Origin of the sequence: Lachnoclostridium sp. Marseille-P6806, assembly GCF_900625025.1 — a bacterium.
Lineage (GTDB): Bacteria > Bacillota > Clostridia > Lachnospirales > Lachnospiraceae > CAG-791.
Window position 1 is genome coordinate 1 of record NZ_LR130592.1, and the last position, 17,444, is coordinate 17,444.

The following is a 17,444-nucleotide window of genomic DNA, read 5'->3' on the forward strand; positions in this document are numbered from 1 at the left end:
ACAAGAGAAAACAAAAGATTTTGTCAAGCTTTCACAAAATAAAAAAAGCCAGCAATTACGCTGGTTTGAGAGATATGGCCTCTGAATAAAGTCCTAAACTATTATAGTGCTAAATCCGAAAGACGGGGTTCAAGTCCCCCTCTCGCTACTGCCAAAACGGAATCCATAACGGGTTCCGTTTTTTGATTTTGTCTGTATTTGTCTATTCTTTTATTTCTGGACATTATTCTTATTTTTCTGCCGGTGAGAAGCCCATATAATGAAAATGATTATATTGGAGATTCTATGGAGCGCGTTATTATGATGCGAAAACTGGCAGCTTTTTTAAACAACAGGAGTCTGCGGACGCAATTATTCATATGTTTTATTATTATTCTTGTTCCGATAACATTTGTGCTGACGCTTGTTTTGTTTCGCCTTGCATCCGGCGTGATATCCCGGAAAACGGAAGAGCAGGCTCATGAAACAGTTCAGCAGCTGTCTAACGTATTGGACAATTACCTTACGCTGATGACGAATAAACTGGATATTTTGGGGAACAGCCCGGTCATTCAGGAGGAGCTGACGGCATCAGGAAATGAAGTTAATCGCAACGAGGATTATTTTTACAGCCGCAGCAAACAGATTCGGCGCATGATGCTTCAGGAATATTCCAGTATCAATATGAACGATATGGAGGTCGTCGGACTGAATGGAGCGGAATATTATCTTTCAGTCAGTAATAAAAGCTCGGACTATGACAAAGAAGAGCTGGAGCAGATGGCCGACCGTTCTCAGGGAAAGTGGGTTCTTTACAACGAAGACGGGACATTGATGCTGGCAAAGCTGATTAAAGAGCTTCAGACCGCGAAGCCTCTCGGATATGTCAGGTTTTCGCTGAAACGCCCTTATATTGAAAAGCTGACCAATAATATCGGTTTTGGAAGCAACGGGAGCGTAATTATTCTTGACAGCTCTGATCATGTCCTCAGCGGAGAGATGGATGAAGAGCTGGAAGAAAAATATCGAAGGATGAGCGGGGCAAAGGGATCATTCGAGATCAGGATGAGGGGAATGGACTATCTTGCCATCTATGTGCGCTCCAGTGACAGTGGCTGGACAACAATCGGCCTTATCCCCAATGATGATTTATATCGGGATCTTCGTTCATTCCGAAATACGGTGCTTGGATTAATGGCAATGATGACTGCTGCATGCATTGGTCTTGCCCGCGTGCTTGGAAGAAGCTTTGTACATCCGATTGAGGATACGGAGAAAGCCTTGGAGCGGTTTTCTACGGGAGATTTCTCTGTGCGGTTGAGAGAGGACAGACAGGATGAAATCGGACAGATGAACCGTATGTTTAATAAAACCGTCGCTGATGTTCAGAGCCTGACATATCGAGTGGCACAGGCTGATATTCTGGCGCGGGAGATGGAATATAAGACATTGCAGTCACAGATGAATCCGCATTTTCTGTATAACACGCTGGATGTCATCAACTGGATGGCTTTTAAGAAAGACGAGACGGATATTTGCAATATGGTAAACGCGGTCAGTAATCTGATGCGGATAAGTATCAGCAATAAACAGGCCATAATCTCTCTGGAGCAGGAGCTGGGGTATGTAAAGGATTATCTCTATATACAGCATATCCGGTACGGGAACCGATTCGAGACAATTTATGATGTGGATGAGGCGCTGTTGAGCCAGATGATACCAAAGCTGATTGTACAGCCGATTGTTGAAAATGCGGTTGTACATGGAATCGAATCGGCAGAGGGTATGAATATCATAACGGTGACGGTAAAAAGAGTAAGTGAAAATGATATAGGCATTACCATAGAAGATACAGGGATCGGCATGTCACAGGAAAAGATCGACTCTCTGCTCGAGGATCAGAAAGCGGAGAAAGAGAATGACAGCCGGTATCATACAAATCTCGGAATATATGCGGTAAACAAACGGATAAAGTTCCTCTATGGTGATACGTATGGGCTGAAAATCAGTTCAAAGCCCGGCATACAGACAACGGTTGAAATACATATTCCATATATGGAAAATCCGGAAGAGCTGCATCGGAAATATTACAGTATGCTTGGAGAGCAGAACAAATGATCAAAGTTATGATTGTCGATGATGAATTTATTATTCTTGACGGATTGTCATCATTCCCATGGAATCGGTATAACTGCAGCCTTGTGGCGGCTGCGCAGAACGGTCAGACTGCACTTGCTGCGGCGGAGTCGGAAAGACCGGATCTTGTTTTTACGGATATCAAGATGCCGGGAATGGACGGCCTTGAATTTGCGGCAAGGCTTCGTGAAGAAAACCAGAAAGTTAAAATTGTATTTCTTACCGGATACAATAATTTTGAATTTGCGCAGCAGGCCATTACCGTCGGAGTTTCAGAGTATCTGTTAAAACCGGTAAATCTGATCCAATTAGAGCAGCTGGTGAAAAAACTGACGGCAGAGATTACGGAGGAAAAAGCAAGCTGCCAGTACTATGAGACGCTGGCAAGTGATTTTGAGAAAGAGCGCCCGTTCCTCATGGAGCATTTTGTAAGCGATCTTCTTCGCGGACGTTTCTATAATCGCAGAGATTATGCAGATCGTGCAAAACTGATGAATGCTGATCTTCACCGGTTCATATGCGCTGTGATCACATGGGACGAGGCAGAGGAGGCTACGGCGCCAAAAGCGTTTGCCGTGCGCAATATTTGCGAAGAGATCTTTCTGGAATACTGTGATACGGTGCTGAGCGAATACGATGTGTTGAATCATCAATATAATCTGATTCTTAATTTCTCCGAGGAAAAGGACGCTGTGGAGTGTATGCAGAGCAGTTTGAAAGCAAGCGAGAGGCTGAATGAGGTCTTTGATAAAGTCCTGCATACGGGGATGAGTATTGGCATCAGCACGGTCGGAAGTGATCCGTTCCGGTTATCGGAGCAGTATCAGGAGGCCTGTCAGGCGAATGGGCAAAGTATTTATCTCGGTGAACACACGGTAGTGAAATTTGATGATTTGGAAGACAGCAGAGGATTTTTTGAACTGAGTATCACTGAGGGCAGAAAGCAGCATCTTTATCACGAAATTTATACGGGGAAAAACGCGGCGGCAGAGGAGGAAATCAGATCGATCTTTACGGATGCGCTTATTTTGCAGAACGCGAGGTTTATGGCCCTTGATCTCATGATCAACTGTATGCAGTATCCGGCGCTTTGTAAAATAAACTGCAGGATCAGTGAAGAACGGTTTGATTATTCTTTTCTGCAGGATGGGATCAGGGTTATTTCAGGGGCGGAAAGCGTTCAGGAAATATCGGAATATTTGATTAAAGTTTTCGGACTTCTGGCAAATCAGGTCAATCGAAGTGCAGATGACCGATATAATGCGATAGTGGAGAGCGTAATAGGCTATATAAAGAAAAATTACAGTCTGGATTTGTCACTTGATCTGGTTGCAGACCATTTTCATATGAGCAGAACCTATATGAGCCGGCTTTTGAAAAAATACTCCGGCCGCACTTTTCTGAATCTTTTGGTGGACATCCGGATGAATGAAGCCAGAAAACTTGTGGTAGAAAATAAATATAAACTATATGAAATCGCGGAAAAGGTAGGATATAAGGATTTTTCCTATTTTATACAATCCTTTAAGAAATATTATGGCGTGACACCAAACGAATATCGCAAATCCATATAGGAAGCCGGAGAATATAAAAGTGTGAAAATCGTGTAATAATACAAAAATCAACAATATGCACAAATAGATCAATATAAATGCCAAAGAAAATGTAAGAAATTCATATTTTTGGAGGCATTTTTTATTGTTGAGACACGGGTAAGAATATATTCTTAGATCATCCAAAAACGGTGGAATGCGGAACAACGCATCTCATCAAAACCGTAAAACACATAATTATGGGAGGCTCAAAATGAGAAAAAAGGTATTGGCCGCAATACTGGCCGCAGCCATGGCGGCGTCTGTGCTGATCGGGTGCGGATCCGTGACATCGAAAGGGGGAGCGCCGATGGCAGCGACAGAAGAATCCGCCGCTGCCGCGTCTGAGGAGGCGGGAACAGACGAAGCGGCAGCTCCGGCATCTGACCGCACCAAAATCACAGCGCTTTTCCGTGGCAGCGAATCCGGTGAACAGTATCAGATATTCAATGATCTGCTTTCCAGATTCTGTGAGGAGAAAGGGCTGGATTATGACATAGAGCTTGTGAATGGCGATGCGGATTATGTGACGAAGCTCCAGCTCTATATTAACAGCAATACGCTTCCGGATATCTTTGGGTGCCCGAATGGCGCGCTGTCCGCGGCATGCAGGGATATTGACGCGCTGATCGATGTAGGCGCCGAGCTGAAGAGAAACGGATATTACGACAAGATGAACGGCGCGGTTGTTGATTTTCTGACGGATGCAGAGGACGGCAATCTGTACCTGTTCCCTCAGGGACTGTATTGTGAATATTTTGTTTATCGCAAGGATATTTTTGAACAGGCGGGTATTACGGAGGTTCCTGCAACTTGGGATGAATTCCTTGAGGACTGCCGGAAGATCTCCGAGATCGGGGAAATACCGGTTATTGTCGGGGGAAAAGATAACTGGCAGATTATGAGATATCTGTCTTTCGCTCCATGGAGAGTTACCGGTCCCGAATTCATTATGGGATATCAGGCAGGAGAGGAGACCTTCAGCGAAAACGAAGCGGCAAAGTCTGCGGTAAATCTTGTATATGAAATGGGAACAAAGGGATATTTTGAACCGGGGTTCCTCAGTGTTGACTATACCTCCGCTACGGATCTGTTTTACGGCGGGAACGGCGCGATTTTTTACAGCGGCTCCGGTCAGATCGCTCAGGCAGAGGAAATGTATGATAACGGTCAGCTTGGCTTCTTCCCGGTCCCCGATGTTGCAGGCATGGAGAATATGAGCACCAACGTTCCCATCCATGCTGGTTTTGCAGAGGCCTTTAATAAGAAAACCTATGACGCCGCCATGCAGGAATTCTTTGATTTCATGTGCGAGAATTTTTCCGAGGCCTGCTATAACAATGCAAAGATATTCTCTCCGTTCAACGAAGAGCTTCCGGAAGGACTCCCGCAGCTCTATTACGATACGAAGCCGATGTTCGCGTCTGCGGATACGGCGTGGACTTCATGGGATGATAAGCTCAGCTCCGATGTTCTGACATCGATTGTTGATCAGCAGCAGAAACTTGCGGGCGGAGATATTACTCCGGAAGAGTTTGAGCAGACAGTCGATACGTTTGTCAAGTAGACAACGGCAGTACAAAGTGATTTCAGCGTGGTGAATTGATATGCAAAAGGCTTTCGGAAGAAAAGCAGTCCTCCTTACCTTTCTGTTACCGGCATTTGTGACGTACACGGTATTTGTTTTTGTGTCGATTATCTGGGCCGGGTATTACAGCTTCTTTGAATGGAGCGGAGTAGGTACAAAAGTATTTGTCGGATTTCAGAACTACATAACGCTCCTGACAACGGATTCGGTTTTCCGGATGACCGTGTGGCATACATTTGCGTATACCGCAATCGATGTTGTCATTCAGGTATTTGGCGGTCTCCTGTTTGCGGTTCTTTTGAGCCGCATCAGGAAGCTCCGGGTGTTTTTGCAGACCATGTATTATGTTCCGGTCGTTATTTCTTCCGTCGCAATCTGCCAGATATTCAACAAATTATTTTCGGTCACGCCTGCCGGAATTATCAACACAGTGCTGGGCATGTTCAATCCTGCATGGAAGATCCTTGAATGGACATCTGATCCGGCAAAATCTCTCTATGTTGCAGCTTTTGTTGAGGGGTATAAGTATCTGGGACTCTATATGGTCATCTTTTATGCGGCTTTGATTGCGGTTCCGGAAGAACTCTCGGAAGCGGCACTGGTGGATGGAGCGACGAAATTCAAGGAATATATCTATATCCGGATTCCCTATATCAAACCGGTTATCATAGCGAACTGTGTTCTGGTCCTGAACGGATCTCTTCGCTCCTTTGAATATTCGTGGCTGCTGACCGGAGGAGGCCCGGGGAATTCATCCGAGCTGATGACTACTTACATGTATAAACAGGCTTTTTCCAGCATGAAATACGGTTATGGAAGCGCCGTCGCGGTGATGATCGTCATCATTTGTCTGGGAGTCGGATTTGTGTTTCGCAGATTTACAAGGGAGGAGAGCAGCGAGTAATGGCACGGATCACAGCCCCGCACAATACAAAAAGAATAACTCCTGAGAAGATCGTGCTGTCGATTTTGAAATGGACTTTGGCTGCTTTTCTCCTGATCTTCCAGATTTATCCGATTTTCTATGTGATTATCTCCAGCTTTAAAACGACGGATGATTTCCGGCATCTCCCCGCGTATGCATTGTCAGCGGACCCGACACTGGATAATTACATAACGGTATTTACAAAGAGCCACATGCCGACGTATTTCAGGAATAGTATCATCATTGTGCTTGGCGTTGTCATTCCTCTGCTTCTGATCTCGCTTATGGCCGGCTTTGCACTGAGCAAGATCAGATTCAGAGGCGCCAAGCTCATGCTGAATTACTTTCTTCTGGGGCTGATGCTTCCGATGCAGGTGGCGCTGATTCCTTTGTTCACTATTTTCAATAAGCTGGGGCTTATCAATACGTTTCCGGCCATTATTCTTCCGCAGATTGCATTCGCATTGTCGTTTTCCATTCAGCTGTTCTATTCTTTCAGCAAGTTCTTTCCGGAAGAAATTCTGGAGGCGGCAATTATTGACGGATGCTCCCCGCTCAGAAGCTTTTTCTCGATCGTTATACCTATGTCTCTTAATTCTGTGATCACGGTTGCGACAATGGAAACGGTCTTTGTCTGGAATGATTACATCAATGCCTACACTTTTACCAGATCGACGGAGATGAAAACCATAACTCTGGGCCTGAACGATTTTGTCGGAAGCTTTGGACTTACGAATTGGGGAGCTACCTTTGCGGCGATCACGGTAACGGTTATTCCGGTTTTCATCTTTTATTTTCTCTGCAGTAAGAGCATGCTTGCCGGCATGACGCAGGGAGCGGTGAAAGGGTGAGCTTCTTATTCGCAGTTATTTTATCCGGGCGGAACTGCCAAGAGGAGAAAAGAGATTATGCATAAATTATATTATCAGTTTCCGAATACATGGTTTGGCGATTGCATGCCGTATGGAAAGGGAAATGAGTTTTATCTTTTTCATCAAAGAGACAGCAGAAAACCCGGCCCGTTTGGAGAGCCGTTCGGATGGGATCTTGCGACCACAAGTGACTTCGTGCACTATAAGGATCTCGGGACTGCGGTTCCCCGCGGCGGAGATGATGAGCAGGATCAGTTTATCTTTGCGGGCAGCGTATTCGAGGGAGAGGGGCAGTATCATATTTTTTATACCGGATATAACAGGGATTATCCTGAACTTGGGAAGGCGTCTCAGGTTTTGATGCATGCCGTCAGCGAGGATCTCGTTCACTGGACGAAGACGCAGGATAAGCTGACATTTACGCCTCAGGAGGGATATGATCCGGATGATTGGAGAGACCCTTTTGTTTTTCGCGACGAGGAAAATGAACAGTATATTCTCATTCTTGGCGCACGGCTTCAGGGAGACAAAAACCGTCAGACGGGGCGTACCGTTAAATTTTCATCCAAAGATCTGAAAAACTGGAAGTTTGAGGGGGATTTCTGGGCGCCGGATTTGTTTGTGATGCATGAGATGGTGGATTTCTTTCAGATCGGGGACTGGTGGTATCATGTCGTGACGGAATACAGTGACCGTCATAAAATGATTTATCGCATGAGCCGAAGTCTGAATGGCCCGTGGATTGCGCCGAAAGATGATGCCTTTGACGGGAGCGCTTACTATGCAGGACGCACATTCTGTCTGAACGGACACCGTATTCTTTTTGGCTGGGTTGCAACCAAGGAAGAATGCGATGACACGAAGAACTTTGAATGGGCAGGAACGTTTGTGGCCCATGAAGTGTATCAGCGGGCAGACGGAACGCTGGGGGTTAAAATACCGGAAACGATATGGAATGCCTTTGAAGATCGCCAGAGAATGGACGCTTTCGAGCTTAGCTGTCCCGGTGGAGTAAAGCAGAAGACTGTATCCCAAAATTGCGGTGATATTTACAGCTTTGAGGCGGACATCACGTTCTCTGAGGGGACGAGGAGATTCGGGATTCGCTGTTATGATGATCCGGATACGGAAAAGGCCTACCAGTTCAGCTTTCATTGTAATGAAAACCGCTATATTTTTGAAAAGATTCCGAACTGGCCGTGGTTCACATGCATGAACATAGGGCTTGAGCGCCCTTTGGAGCTGGTCCCCGGAGAGAAGTATCATATCCGCCTCATTGTGGATGATACCATTGCAACACTTTATGCGGACGGAGTCGCCCTTAATGCCAGAGCATATACAAAGCCGGGAGACAGCCTTGCGCTGTTCTGTGATGAGGGCAGCATGACAGTTGAGAACGGCAGCTTCTCAAAAAAATTAGTAAAATAATCGGATAGCAGAAAGGAAGAGGACATGCCCGGGATATGTTATTTCGGGCATGGTTACAGTTGCAGGCGGTATGAACGTCACGGGCTGTGTCGATGGCATCAGAGGCTGGGCTAAGGCCGAGGGGATGAAAGGCTATAAAATTGGCTATGTTCTCGGCGACAACATCCGGGATAAGATTCCACAGTTTTTACAGGACGGCTGGACATTCCCGAATTTTGATTATGACGGAGACTTTAATGATGTCATAGACAAAATCTATAACTGCAATGTATACATCGGACACGAGGGCATCGAGGGCTGCCTGCAGCAGGGCGCGGATGTTGTCATCACCGGGTGCGCCGCAGACTCCACCCTGTTCTTCGCACCGCTGAAGTACGAATTCGGCTGGGCGGCGGACGACTGGGACAACCTCGCAAGAGGCATCATGGCGGGGCATTTTCTGGAATGCGGCGGACAGGGCGCCGGCGTCTTTTGCCTGCGCGTCAGCGCCCACGCAGGCATCATGCAGCGGCTTGTCAGCAGCTTATTAAGGAGGAAACAGAACATCTGAAAAAGTATTTAAAATACAGAAAAAATGCAAATAATATGCCAAAATCATCAAAAATACTCTACAGAAGCAATGGCAGAGAGTTCAGCCAAATGGAAATCGGAGAGCGGAGCTTTGCGGCGTGCTTCGGCAAGGAGGGAGATTATGGCGGTGAAAAAGACGAACGCGCTGCCCGTATTCGCAGTATGTTTTCTTTTTTCGATGATGCTGTTCTTTGGCTGCGACATCACAAAGAGACCGGGTACGGCAGATATATCAACGGAGCCGGCGGCAGATACAGCGGCGGCCGGAGAGGATAGAGAGGATGGAGAAGCTGTAAAGGAGGCTCTGAAGATTTTGGATTCGCTCGCATTCGATCGCGGCGCGAAGTCCGGCGCCATCGGCTTTTATGAGACGGATGCCGAAAGCAAAGAGCTCGGGATCATGGTCAGCCTGAAAAAAACACGCCGACAGGCGCCATTCTGGTGATCAATCAATATGATGACCGTGAAAAAAAGGGTGAATTCTTATTCGGAGAGCATATACGGGTGGAAAGGAAAGACGGGGAGGAATGGAAAGAAGTCTCCGTGCTTCAAAATGTCGGCCTCAACGATATCGGCTATGTCATAGAGTATGGCGCTGTGACGGAGCATGAATATGACTGGAGCGCCCTGTATGGAGAGTTGGGACCCGGCGAATACCGGTTCAGGACAGATATTTCTGTTTCCGGTGAGGGACAAAGCAACATCTATACAGCGTATGGGCATTTTGTTATCGCAGGCGGGCCGCGCCATTTTTCTGATATGAACGGAAGCAAATCAAGTCGTTCTTCAGCAGGCCGATGCACAGCGTCCGGTTCACTGCCATGCGGTGCGTATAGTCATTTTTCAGGCGATCAGCCTGTTCCTGTTCAATATCACGGGCAATATCTTCCGCGATATTGCTGACATAGATTGTACTATAGATGTCCTGTTTTAAAAGGATTGGTTTTTTGTTCCGGTAAAGTTTTCCTTCTGGAGGCGGTCTTTCGTCTTAACTGTCTGAACTGCCTTTCCATCAATCCGTTTGTTTTCAACGAGACTGGCATAGTACCGTTTCTCACCTTTATATGTTTTTGTAAGAATCTTGATAAACATGCCGGTCTCTTTTCTCACTACAGAGAATAGCATATTTATCGATAAATCGAAATTTTTATGAGATAATTATCTCACTGCAATGCTGGGATCTTTATATAGTGAAATTGCATAAATACTGAGGTTTGATGGTACATGGAGTTTTTAAGTCCCCTTTTGCTGCTGCCAAAACGGAATCCATAGCGGGTTCCGTTTTTTGTGTGTGCCGACGAGCGGGAGCTTCGCGGTGTCGACTCGTTGCCCGCGGGAATAGAGGATAAAAAATATCGGATATCCATGAATTTACGACATGGGAACGGGCGTTTACCGGTGGTAAGCTGTCTTTGATGCGGCGGCTCCCCTGTTTATCGCGAGCGCCTGCTGCGATCAGGGCGCAGGGACGATATCGGAGAGGGCGGGGACGTTTCGCGCGCTTTTATCTGACGATGAGGAGGAATGAATGAAAGCGGTCAAATGGAATGATGATTGGAAATTCTGGAAGGATACGGATTCTTTTGCACTGGTGTGGAATATCCCGGAGCAGGCGAGGACGGTGAGGCTGCCTCATGACGCGATGATCGAGGAAAAGGCGGATCCGAAAAGCCCGAACGGGACGTCGACAGGATTTCGCGACGGCGGCTCTTACATCTATGTAAAGCAGTTTGACACGCAGAGAGCCTGGGAGGCTCAAAGAGTCGCCGTGTTCTTCGAAGGAGTGTACCGACACGCGAGAGTATATCTGAACGGGCAGTTTGTCGCGGCAAATGATAACGGGTATACCGGGTTCTGTGCAGAGCTGACGGATTATCTGAACGCAGAGGGCGCGAATGAGCTGCGCGTTCAGGTCAAGACAGGGGCCATGCGGGAGTCCCGCTGGTATTCCGGCTCCGGCATTTACCGGGATGTTTATCTTCTTACCTCGAATCAGACGCATATCGCACATGAGGGCGTCCGGGTTCGGACGGAGCGCCTGGAGGCGTCGCTGGCCGTGCTGCTTGCGGAGACCGAGCTGTGGAACAGGAGCGGCGGCGCAAGGGAGCTCACGCTGGTATCGGAGATCCGCTCCGAGGCGGGCGGTATCGCCGCGCGGGAGACTTCAAGGCTGTTTTTGAAAGCGGGGGAGAAGCGGACGGTCCGTCAGCGGATGCTCATAGAGAATCCGGAGCCATGGGGGGAGGATCGGCCGGTTTTGTACCGGATGGCGTCAAGATTGACAGACGGCGGTCAGCTCCTTGATGAACAGGAGATCGAGTTCGGGATCCGGACATTTTCCGTGGATTCCCGAAAGGGACTTCTCGTTAACGGAGCGAACGTAACGCTGCGCGGGGCCTGCATCCACCACGACAGCGGACTTCTTGGCGCCGCGACATATGAAGCCGCGCAGCTCCGACAGGTCAGGCTGCTGAAGGAGGCGGGCTTCAATGCGATCCGCATGTCTCATCATCCCATGGCGCCCGCCATGCTGCGTGCGTGCGACAGGCTGGGCGTCTATGTCATGGACGAGTTGTCGGACATGTGGCTCAGAGCGAAATCGGATCATGATTATTCTCTGGATTTTGAATCGCACTGGAGAGAAGACGCGCAGGCCATGGTGCGCAAGGACTTTAATCATCCCTCCGTGCTCTTGTATTCCATCGGCAATGAGATCCCGGAGATCGGAATGAAGCAGGGTTCCTCTCTGGCGCATCAGATTTCCGAGTATATACGGGGATTGGACGGCACCCGTTGTACGACGGCGGGGATCAACGGAGTTTTTGCCTGCGGCGATCTGGTTCCCGCGATCATGGCTGATCTGACGCGGAAAACGGCGGGGGAGCGCGGGGGCGGCGCCGACGGGAAAGCGGACGGGAACGTCAACGATTTCATGACCGTCATGGACACGCGTATGGATGATATCGTGACGCACGCCGCGGTGTCGGGGCGTCTGGATATGGCGGCGGAGGCGCTTGATGTGATGGGCTACAATTACATGACGGCCCGATACGAGCGGGATGCCGCCGCCTATCCTCATCGCGTCATGGTGGGAGCCGAAACCTATCCGCCGGAGATTGCGAGGAACTGGGAGATCATAGAGCGGACGCCCGCAGTGATCGGCGATTTCACCTGGACCGGCTGGGACTATATCGGAGAAGCCGGGATCGGGATCCCGGGCTATCAGCCCGGCGAGGGAGGCTTCGGCGCACAGTACCCGGTACAGCTCTCCGGCTGCGGCGATCTGGATCTGACAGGCTTCCGGAGGCCTGCCTCATATTATCGCGAGAGCGTATTCGGACGCAGAACGGCGCCCTATATCGCGGTGCAGGACCCCGCTCATCATGGAGAAAAGCTCATCCGCACCCCGTGGGTCATTTCGGATGCGATACATTCATGGACATGGCCGGGGAGAGAGGGGGAGCCCGTTACGATCGAGGTCTATGGCAGGGGGTATGAGGCGGAGCTTCTTGTGAACGGCGTATCACAGGGAAGAAAGCGCCTTCCGCGGCCGGGGGCGGGGGTGATCGGATATCGCGTCCTCTTTGAAGCGGCGTATCAAAAGGGCTGCGTGACGGCCATCCTTTACGACGAGCGCGGACAGGAGATCGGCAGAGATGTTCTGGAATACAGAGGCGAAGCGGCTTCTCTCGCCCTTTCCGCAGAGGACTGCGGGGACCTGCTTTATATCAGCGCCGTTTTGACGGATGCGAACGGAAAAGAGGAGGACGGACCCGCGTACGATCAGGAGCTCCGCGTCGAGACGGCGGAGAATCTGACAGTGCTGGGCTTTGGCAGCGCGGATCCCAGACCGCTGCATAATTATAATGAGGGCGTCTCCGGAACATGGAACGGACGGGCACTGCTGATTGCCGAAAAGAGGGATCAGACTCTGCCGGGCAGGCTTTTCCTTCGGTCGGAGAAGGGCTGCGCCGGCGGGCTGACCCTGTAGTTTTTTCGTGCTGCATCATAAAATATGTCGGATTTAGAGAAAGTTACAACATTAAGCCGGGGCGCTCCGGATGTTAGTATTATCTCGTAAGACAGGTCATGGGTGCTGCAGACCCGCGACGGGAAACAGAGGGGATTCTCTAAGGAGATATCGGTTTCACAAGAAAGCAGAGGTGTTTCAAATGACAGAATCAAACAGGGCGGAGCCATCTGTGCGGGAGGGCTCGAACGCTTTCGCGTGGTTTCACGCAACCTCCGTAAACGGCGGAGCCATGACGATCGCCGCGGTGATCGCGAGCTACTTTTCGGTTCACCTGACCGATGATATCGGAATGACGGCGGGCGCAGCCTCTCTGATTATGTTTATCGCAACGCTGTGGGACGCGATCAACGATCCCATGATGGGCATCATCGCGGACCGCACAAAATCGAGATGGGGGAGATATCGTCCTTATTTCTTTGCGGCGCCGATCCTGCTTCTGATTTTTTCCGTGCTGATCTGGGTCAATCCGGGGCTGGAGAGTGTCGGAACCTTCTTTTTTATTCTGATCGCCTACATCGGCTACGGCATGACGGTGACTATGTATACCATGCCGCAGATGGCGGTTCTTCCCGCTGTCGTCCGTGATACGCAGAGAAGGAATACCATCATCGGAATGGGCGCGGGCGTCTGCGCAGTGGCATTCACCGTCGGCAACACCTTCACGCCGCAGATCACGGGCTTCTTTTCCGGTCTTGGCTTTGAAAATCCCTACATTCCGTTCATGGTCGTTCTCTCCGCTCTTGCGTTCGTCTCCTTCTGGGGGCTGTTCGGCACCACAAGGGAGAAGTACCTGACGCCCGTTTCCAGAGAGAACCCGTTAAAGCCTCTCGGCACGGTGCTCAGGCACAAGGAGGTCTGGCCGAATATCGTGGCGTGGGTCATGGCCTCCATGGGCTACGGAATGATGTTCTCCACATCTGTTTACTACTGCATGTACTTCCTCGGGAGACCGGATCTGATCTCTGCCTATATGGCGGTGATCTCCATCGCGGCACTGGTTTCCATGGTCGTCCTGATGCCGATTTTCCTCCGCGTATTCAAGACCGGACAGAGAGCGCTGCTGGTATCGCAGGTCGCATCCATCGTCTGCTATATCATCCTGTTCTTCACGGGAAATATGAACTTTGTCTGGCTCTGCGTCATGACCTTTATTTCTTCCTGCTTTGCCTCCATGCAGAACGCGCTGGTTAATGTTCTGGTAAACGACTGCATCGACTTTGTGATGCTGAAGGACGGGATCTCCGCGAACGGCGTGATCTCCTCGATCAAGGGCTTCGCGCAGAAGTGCGGCAATACGGTGGTTTCCTCCGGCATCCTTGCGGTCCTCGGTCTGGCAGGCTATGTCGCGGGCGCCATCGGTCGGCAGAATGAGACGACCATGTTCGCGCTGAACTTCCTGAAGTTCGGAGCGCCCTGTATCACCGGCGTGATCCTGATCCTCTGCGTCGTATTCAATCCGTTCCAGAAGCACTATGCCGAGATCGAGGAAATGAAGAAGAATCTCAAGGATATCAGCGAGCAGGCCGAATAAGCATTGCGGCAGGCCCGACGGCACGGCAGGCTGCGGCCTGCCGTTTTGACAGGAAAGGAAGGCAGGATATGCACATTGCGGTAGTGTCCCTTGGTGCATTCGGGCATGTGAATCCGACGCTTGCCCTCGTGACGGAATTGGTGAGACGGGGAGAGAGGGTTACGTATTTTACAACGGAGGAATTTCGCAGGATCATCGAACCGACAGGGGCAAAATTTGTTCCCGTACACTCATGGATGGCGGAGAATGATCCGCAGAAGCGCGGCGCGAAAACAGCGGAGGACGAAAATAAGGAGAAAGACAGTGTGGCGGCGCTGGTTCCCTTTCTGTTTCTGAACGAGGCAAGGGCATACATCGATGATATTCTGGAGGTTCTGGAGGAGGACAGAGCGGATGCGATCGTTCATGACTTTGCCGGGATTGCCGGAACGGCAGCGGCGGACGCACTGCATATCCCCAATGTCATGCTCTATACCAGCTATCCGTCTAACGAAAGCTACTCGGTAGCGGAATCCTTCTCCGGCGTTCCGGCGGATCACCCGCTCCGCATTGCCGCGGACCGCATCGCGGAGGAGCTGGCCGCGAAATACGGATGCCGCAGGATGACGGTGAAGGAGATTTTTGACGGTCAGGGAGATCTGAATCTGGTCCTGATGCAGAAGAGACTGGTGCCTGGCAGCGGGAGCTTTGACGACAGCTTTGTCTTTACCGGCGTGCAGATCGGGGAGCGTCCCGCCTTCGGGACATGGCGCAGGCCGGACAATGGGAAGCCGCTGCTCTATTCGTCTCTGGGCACCGCCTTCAGCAATTGGCCGGAATACTATCCGATCCTTTTTGACGCGGTCAGAGAGCTGGACATCAACGTCTTTGCCGCGTTGGGGCCCGTTGATCCGGCATCCCTCCCGGACGTGCCCGCCAATGTGGAACTGAGGCAGATGGTTCCGCAGCTTGATATTCTTTCCCAGGCGGATATCTTCATCACCCACGCGGGCATGGGCGGCACCGGCGAGTCCATCTATTACGGCGTTCCCATGATCGCCATTCCCCAGATGGACGAGCAGGCGATCACGGCGCGCCGCATCGAGGAAACGGGCCTGGGGCTTGCTTTTTATGATAAGCGGAGCATTACCTCCGCTTCGTTAAGAGAAGCCATTGAGAGGATCCTGAAGGATCCGACCTACAAAAAGACGGCGGAGGAGTTCAGCGAGGACATGCGGTCTTTGGGAGGGACGCCGGCGACGGCGGACGCACTCCTGAATTTTCTCGGCGGCAGGTGATATCGCGGACAGGGCTTTCCGGCGGAAACCGGGGAGCCCTGCTTTGGAGAAGTGCGGAGAGCGGGGTTTGACGGCTTACAGGGCCGTTTCTTCGTGCCGGAAAGGGATGAAGTCCGGCTCTGCGCGGTAATTTTTCCGGTATTCCTGAGGAGCCGCGCCATAGGCGGAGCGAAACACGCGGGAAAAATGATCCGCGGAGTGATAGCCCACGGTTTCCGCAATCTCTGCGACCTTCAGATCGGTATTCTGCAAGTACCGGACGGCGTCGGCAAGACGAAGCTGCTTGACCAGCTCAGAAAAGGTGAAGCCGGTATTTTTGCGGATCAGAGTGGAAAGATGCGGCTTGCTGTAATGAAAGAAAGAGGCCAGAGCTGCAAGCGTGATGCTCTTATAGTTGTGCTGAAGATATTGAAGCACCAGAGAAAAGCCGCTCCCCATTTTGTAGTTGTAGAAGCGGACGGTCTGTGAGTAGCTGCGAAGCAGCTCCACAAACATCAGGTGGGTCAGGTTCACGCAGGCGCTGTTGCTGTAAGCGTCCTGCCGGGTACATTCAAGAAGCGCCAGACGGAGATATCGGATCAGACTGCCGTTGTTATGGGTGAAGAATAGGAGATAGTTGGGCTTTTCCTCATCGTGAAGAATGGTTCGGAAGAAATAGGAGAGCAGATCCTGGCCGGACATCTGCTGAAAGAAGGTTGTGTTGAAGGTGCTCTTCCGGATGCAGACCGTGAATGCGATGGTATCATCGCTCTCCGTGTAGAAATCATGCTGTGAGCCCGGCGCGATGACGCACAGCTCGCCGGACCGCAGGAGGCGGGATTCCTTTTCAAAGACAAATGTCAGCGTTCCGCTGACGACGTAGTTGATTTCAAAATAATTGTGGGAATGGATAAAGGGCCTGGTATAACGGGGATGGCGGATGATGAACACATCCCGGCGCTCCGGGATCAGATGATCCTCCTGCACGGCCCGGGGAAGCGGGGAGACGCTTTCTGCGCTTCCGATGGGGAGAGTATCCACAAGCCGGTCGAATTCGGGATCGCTCATGGAACAGATGTCGTCCGGTATTTTGTACTCGGGCATTTTCTCTGTCATGAGGCCGTGCTGCGCCATGTAGCGAATCATTTCCGGGTACTGCAAGCGGCTTCCGGTCCGCGTATAATAGGACTTCATTTCCGCCTGAAAGGCGCCGAATGTGGTATAGAGCATAGACACCTCCGCACTGCGCTCGTTATCCGCCGCGTCCCTTGCAGAAGCGTTCATGCGGCAGCTGCGATATTTCCTGTTCTTAATTATAGTAGCATATGGAAAGCCTTTTGCGCGAGGCAGAGAGGAGGATAGCGTCAAGTTACTGTAGGACAGTAAGTGTCAGATCAAGCACCCTGTCCATTGAAAACTATATATCCCAGAGATGCCAGCGAATGGCCGCCGTCTTTCTGGCTGTTCCGTCTGCTATGGATGCACGAAATACCTCACTGTATTTCCCAAGCTCTCCGCGATGGCTGTTCTCACT

Annotated in this window: 13 protein-coding genes; 12 read left to right on the forward strand and 1 reads right to left on the reverse strand. The window is 50.4% G+C overall.

Annotated elements, in window-relative coordinates:
* The first annotated feature begins 510 nt into the window (after positions 1-510).
* The 12 genes from E0E20_RS13070 (at position 511) to E0E20_RS13125 (ending at position 15,931) form a co-directional block, all read left to right on the forward strand.
* Positions 511-2,097 (forward strand): cache domain-containing sensor histidine kinase, encoded by a 1,587-nt coding sequence (locus E0E20_RS13070; protein ID WP_442911489.1) that lies wholly within the window; start codon positions 511-513, stop codon positions 2,095-2,097.
* A complete protein-coding gene (locus E0E20_RS13075; RefSeq protein WP_130838622.1) occupies positions 2,094-3,689 on the forward strand; it encodes a response regulator in 1,596 nt (531 codons plus the stop codon). Before E0E20_RS13070 ends, E0E20_RS13075 begins: the two co-directional genes overlap by 4 nt.
* A gap of 232 nt (positions 3,690-3,921) precedes the next feature.
* A complete protein-coding gene (locus E0E20_RS13080; RefSeq protein WP_130838623.1) occupies positions 3,922-5,274 on the forward strand; it encodes an ABC transporter substrate-binding protein in 1,353 nt (450 codons plus the stop codon).
* Positions 5,275-5,314: 40 nt separating this feature from the next.
* Positions 5,315-6,199: a carbohydrate ABC transporter permease gene (locus E0E20_RS13085; protein WP_130838624.1), complete on the forward strand. Its 885-nt coding sequence runs from the start codon at positions 5,315-5,317 to the stop codon at positions 6,197-6,199.
* Positions 6,199-7,071: a carbohydrate ABC transporter permease gene (locus tag E0E20_RS13090; RefSeq protein ID WP_130838625.1), complete on the forward strand. Its 873-nt coding sequence runs from the start codon at positions 6,199-6,201 to the stop codon at positions 7,069-7,071. Before E0E20_RS13085 ends, E0E20_RS13090 begins: the two co-directional genes overlap by 1 nt.
* Positions 7,072-7,128: 57 nt before the next feature.
* Positions 7,129-8,520 (forward strand): glycoside hydrolase family 32 protein, encoded by a 1,392-nt coding sequence (locus E0E20_RS13095; RefSeq protein ID WP_130838626.1) that lies wholly within the window; start codon positions 7,129-7,131, stop codon positions 8,518-8,520.
* Positions 8,521-8,569: 49 nt separating this feature from the next.
* A complete protein-coding gene (locus E0E20_RS13100; RefSeq protein ID WP_242622801.1) occupies positions 8,570-9,070 on the forward strand; it encodes an acyclic terpene utilization AtuA family protein in 501 nt (166 codons plus the stop codon).
* A 141-nt stretch (positions 9,071-9,211) separates the two neighbouring features.
* Entirely contained in the window at positions 9,212-9,535 is a 324-nt protein-coding gene (locus tag E0E20_RS13105; RefSeq protein WP_130838627.1) for a hypothetical protein, read from the forward strand.
* Positions 9,532-9,993 carry an immunoglobulin-like domain-containing protein gene (locus E0E20_RS13110; RefSeq protein ID WP_130838628.1) on the forward strand — a complete coding sequence of 154 codons (462 nt, stop codon included), beginning with the start codon at positions 9,532-9,534 and terminating at the stop codon, positions 9,991-9,993. The genes E0E20_RS13105 and E0E20_RS13110 overlap by 4 nt, the downstream gene beginning before the upstream one ends.
* Before the next feature lie 625 nt (positions 9,994-10,618).
* Complete coding sequence (locus E0E20_RS13115) at positions 10,619-13,081, forward strand: glycoside hydrolase family 2 TIM barrel-domain containing protein (protein WP_130838629.1); 2,463 nt, start codon at positions 10,619-10,621, stop codon at positions 13,079-13,081.
* Between the two features lie 181 nt (positions 13,082-13,262).
* Positions 13,263-14,654 carry an MFS transporter gene (locus E0E20_RS13120; protein WP_130838630.1) on the forward strand — a complete coding sequence of 464 codons (1,392 nt, stop codon included), beginning with the start codon at positions 13,263-13,265 and terminating at the stop codon, positions 14,652-14,654.
* A 68-nt stretch (positions 14,655-14,722) separates the two neighbouring features.
* Entirely contained in the window at positions 14,723-15,931 is a 1,209-nt protein-coding gene (locus tag E0E20_RS13125) for a macrolide family glycosyltransferase (RefSeq protein WP_130838631.1), read from the forward strand.
* A 75-nt stretch (positions 15,932-16,006) separates the two neighbouring features.
* Here E0E20_RS13125 and E0E20_RS13130 read toward each other — a convergent pair whose 3' ends face one another.
* Positions 16,007-17,194 (reverse strand): AraC family transcriptional regulator, encoded by a 1,188-nt coding sequence (locus E0E20_RS13130; RefSeq protein ID WP_242622802.1) that lies wholly within the window; start codon positions 17,192-17,194, stop codon positions 16,007-16,009.
* Positions 17,195-17,444 lie beyond the last annotated feature (250 nt).